Origin of the sequence: Lentzea aerocolonigenes (genome assembly GCF_000955955.1) — a bacterium.
GTDB lineage: Bacteria > Actinomycetota > Actinomycetes > Mycobacteriales > Pseudonocardiaceae > Lentzea > Lentzea aerocolonigenes_A.
In genome coordinates this window covers 1-4,376 of sequence record NZ_JYJG01000461.1, presented here as the reverse complement: position 1 = coordinate 4,376, position 4,376 = coordinate 1, and the positions used below count along the sequence as shown (strand labels likewise).

At 70.1% G+C, this 4,376-nt stretch carries 1 protein-coding gene; it reads left to right on the top strand.

The genetic code is table 11. The features are described from left to right. Window positions 1-77 precede the first annotated feature (77 nt). The coding region (locus UK23_RS43550) for a type I polyketide synthase (protein ID WP_231114952.1) at window positions 78-4,376 on the top strand (4,299 nt) is incomplete at its 3' end.

The following is a 4,376-nucleotide window of genomic DNA, read 5'->3' as shown; positions in this document are numbered from 1 at the left end:
GCCGTGGGACGCTTGGAGTGGGGACCTCGGTCTCCCCTGGGGGGCCCCAGACGGGATCGATTCCGAGTGGTGGGGCCGTGCCGTGGCTGGTGTCGGCCAAGTCGGCGGCGGCGTTGGATGCGCAGATCGAGCGGATTCGGGCGGTCGAGGGGGACCCGCGCGACGTTGGGTATTCGCTGCTGCATCGGCGGACGTTGTTCGAGCACCGGGCCGTGTTGGTGGGCGGCGACGTGTTGGCCAGTGGGGAGGCGTCGGGGAAGACGCTCGCCATGCTGTTCTCCGGGCAAGGGGCGCAGCGGCTGGGCATGGGGCGTGAACTCTATGAGGAGTTTCCGGTGTTCGCGTCGGCGTTGGATGAGGTGCTGGAGCACCTCCAAGGCGTTCGTGAGGTCATGTGGGGTGACGACGCCGAGGCGCTGAACCAGACCGGGAACACGCAGCCCGCGCTGTTCGCGGTCGAGGTGGCGCTGTATCGCCTGGCGGAGTCGTTCGGCGTCGTCCCGCGGCTGGTCGCGGGGCATTCGATCGGCGAGATCGCGGCCGCGCACGTCGCGGGTGTGCTGAGCCTTGAGGACGCGGCGAAGCTTGTCACCGAACGCGCGAAGCTCATGCAGGCGTTGCCGGCGGGTGGCGTGATGATCGCGTTGCAGGCCACAGAGACAGAGGTCGTGCCGCATCTCACCAGCGGTGTGTCGATCGCGGCGATCAACACGGCCGACTCGTTGGTCATCGCGGGGGTCGAAAGCGAAGTGCGCGCGGTTGCCGGCCAGTTCGCGGGGCGCAAGAGCAAGCAGCTCCCGGTCAGCCACGCGTTCCACTCGCCGTTGATGGAGCCGATGCTCGACGAGTTCCGGCAAGCGATCGCCGGAATCACGTTCAACGAGCCGAGCATCCCCATCGCGACCACAGGCGATGTCACGGATCCCGAGTACTGGGTCAGTCACGTCCGGGATGCGGTGCGGTTCACCGAGAACGTCGCGCGGCTGGTGGAGCAGGGTGCGAGCGCGTTCCTGGAGATCGGGCCGGACGGAGTGCTCGCGGCACTCGTCGACGGAGCGATTCCGGTGCAGCGCAAGGACAGGGGCGAGCACAAGGCGTTCCTGCAGGCGCTCGCGAGGCTGCACGTCAGCGGTGTGCATGTCGAGTGGTCGAGCTTCTACAAGGGTGGACACGGGGTCGACCTGCCGACGTATCCGTTCCAGCACGAGCGGTTCTGGCCCGAGGCTGCTGCCGGCGTGGTGGCGGCAGACCCGGCCGACGCGGCGTTCTGGACCGCGGTCGAGCAGGACGACGTCGCGTCCCTCGCCGCCACGCTCGACCTCGACAGCGAGACACTCGCGGGGGTCCTGCCCGCGTTGTCGGCATGGCGGGGCAAGCGCAAGGCGCAGTCCACTGTGGAGTCGTGGCTGCATCGCGAGAGCTGGCAGCCGGTGTCCGGTCTGGCCGCTAAGCCCGGCAGGTGGCTGGTGGTCCTGCCGGTCGAGGCGGCGGACGACGCGTGGGTGCGGACGCTGGTCGACGCGCTCGGGGATGTCACGGAGCTCGGCGTCGCGTGGGCCGATCGTGAGCGCCTCGCGGGGCAGCTCGTGGAGTTCGCGCAGGCGCCGTTCACCGGTGTGGTGTCGTTGCTGGCGTTGGACGACCTCGGTGAGATCGCACCGATCACCAGCACCACGGCGCTGATCCAGGCGCTCGGCGACGCCGGTGTCATGGCACCGCTGTGGGTCGTGACGCGCGGCGCGGTGTCGGCCGGGCGCGCGGACGCCGTCAGCAACCCTTGGCAGGCAGGCGTGTGGGGGCTCGGCCGGGTCGCGGCACTGGAGCACCCGAACCGCTGGGGCGGCCTGGTCGATGTCGCCGCTGAGCTTGACGATCGGGCGGCGCACCGGTTCGTGGCGGTGCTGACCAGTGATGAGGATCAGGTCGCGGTCAGGGCGTCCGGCGTGTTCGGGCGGCGGATTCTCGTTGCGCCACGGGCGTCTCAGGAGTGGCAGCCGACCGGCACGGTCGTGATCACCGGTGGCACTGGCGCGCTGGGCAAGCACGTTGCGCGGGACCTGGTCGCGCGCGGCGCGGAGAAGGTCGTGCTGCTGAGCCGGCGCGGCATGGACGCACCCGGCGCGGCGGACATCGTGACCGAGCTGGGCGTCGAGGTCGTCAAGTGCGACGTCGCGAACCGCGACGAGCTGGCTGCGGTGCTGACTCCCGACGTCAAATCCGTTGTGCACGCTGCTGGTGTGCTGGACGACGGCGTGCTCGACGGTCTGACGCCGGAGCGGTTCACGGACGTGTTCCAGGCGAAGGTCACGTCGGCGTTCCTGCTCGACGAACTGACCCGCGAGCTGGATCTCGACGCGTTCATCCTGTTCTCGTCGGTCGCGGGCTCGATCGGCAACCCCGGTCAAGCCAACTACGCCGCCGCCAACGCCGTTCTCGACGCCATCGCCGCGCAACGCCGTGAGCATGGCATTGCGGCGACGTCGATCGCTTGGGGCGCATGGACCGGCGACGGCATGGCCGGTGAGGAGCGCGTGGCCCAGACGATCAAGTCGGTCGGCGCGTCCACTTTGGACCCGGAGTTCGCGGTCGCGGCGATGCGAAGTGTGGTGGCGGAGACCGCGCCCACCGCGGTGATCGCGGACATCCACCACCCGCAGCTGCTCAGCGCGTTGCTGAGCCTGCGTCCTTCACCCGTGCTGGCTGAGCTGCCCGGCGCCCGCGAGGTGCTGGACGAACTGGCGGCCGCACGCCGGGACAGCGAGTCCGCCGCTGCTGAACTGCGCCGCAGCCTGCGTGAACTCCCCGCCGCGGAACGGATCGAGCCCGTCCTGGAGCTGGTCCGCACGCGTGCCGCCCAGGTGCTCGGCCACTCGGGCAAGGAAGCGGTGGCGTCGGACAAGGCGTTCCGCGACATCGGGTTCGACTCGCTGACCGCGGTCGAACTGCGCAACCACCTCACCGAGATCACCGGACTCGCGCTGCCCGCCGGACTCGTTTTCGACTACCCGTCACCGCGCGTATTGGCCGAGCACCTGCTCTCGGAGTTGCTCGGCGAGGGCGGCGACGCCGATGACGTCTCGGTCGTGCAGACCACCGACGACATCGCGATCGTCGGCATGGCCTGCCACTTCCCGGACGGCATCGACTCACCGGAAGACCTGTGGCGGCGGCTGGTGGCCGGTGAGGACGCGATGTCGGACTTCCCGGCCGACCGCGGCTGGGACCTGGCTTCGCTGCAGAGCTCGACGTCGCGGGGCGGCTTCCTGACCGGCGTCGCGGACTTCGACCCCGCGTTCTTCGGCATCTCGCCTCGGGAAGCACTGGCGATGGACCCGCAGCAACGCTTGCTGCTCGAAACCTCGTGGGAGGCCGTCGAACGCGCGGGCGTCGACCCGTCGTCGTTGCGCGGCTCGCGGACCGGCGTCTTCGTCGGCACGAACGGGCAGGACTACCAGCACGTCGTCATGGCCTCCAACGAGGACCTGGAGGGCCACGCCGGCACCGGACTCGCGGCCTCGGTGATCTCCGGCCGCATCTCGTACGCGCTGGGCCTGGAAGGTCCGGCGGTGACGATCGACACGGCGTGCTCCTCGGCCCTGGTGGCGCTTCACCTTGCCGCGCAGGCGTTGCGCGGCGGTGAGTGTTCGCTCGCGCTGGCCGGTGGTGTCACCGTGATGGCGACGCCGACGTCGTTCTCCGGCTTCTCGCGGCAGGGCGGGCTCGCGCCGGACGGGCTGTGCAAGGCGTTCTCCGAGTCCGCCGACGGCACGGGCTGGTCCGAGGGCGTCGGCATCCTCGTCGTCGAACGGCTTTCCGACGCCGTCGCCGCCGGGCACCCTGTGCTCGCGGTGGTGCGGGGCTCGGCGTTCAACCAGGATGGCGCCTCGAACGGGTTGACCGCGCCGAACGGGCCTTCGCAGCAACGCGTTATCCGCCAAGCGCTTGCGTCCGGTGGTCTGTCGCCGTCCGATGTGGACGCTGTGGAGGCGCACGGCACGGGAACCGTTCTGGGCGATCCGATCGAAGCCCAGGCGTTGCTGACCGTGTACGGGCAGGACCGCGTCGACCCGCTGTGGCTGGGCTCGGTGAAGTCGAACCTCGGTCACACCCAGGCGGCGGCCGGTGCGGCGGGCGTGATCAAGATGGTGATGGCGTTCCAGCACGGGCTGCTCCCGCAGACCCTGCACGTCACGTCGCCGTCGTCGCACATCGACTGGTCGGCGGGCGCGGTCTCGCTGCTGACCGAGAACACCCCGTGGCCTTCGGTCGACCGGCCGTGGCGTGCTGGCGTGTCCTCCTTCGGCATCTCCGGCACGAACGCCCACGTGATCTTGGAAGCGCCGGGCTCGGGGATCCCCCCGTTTTCCAGCGTACCG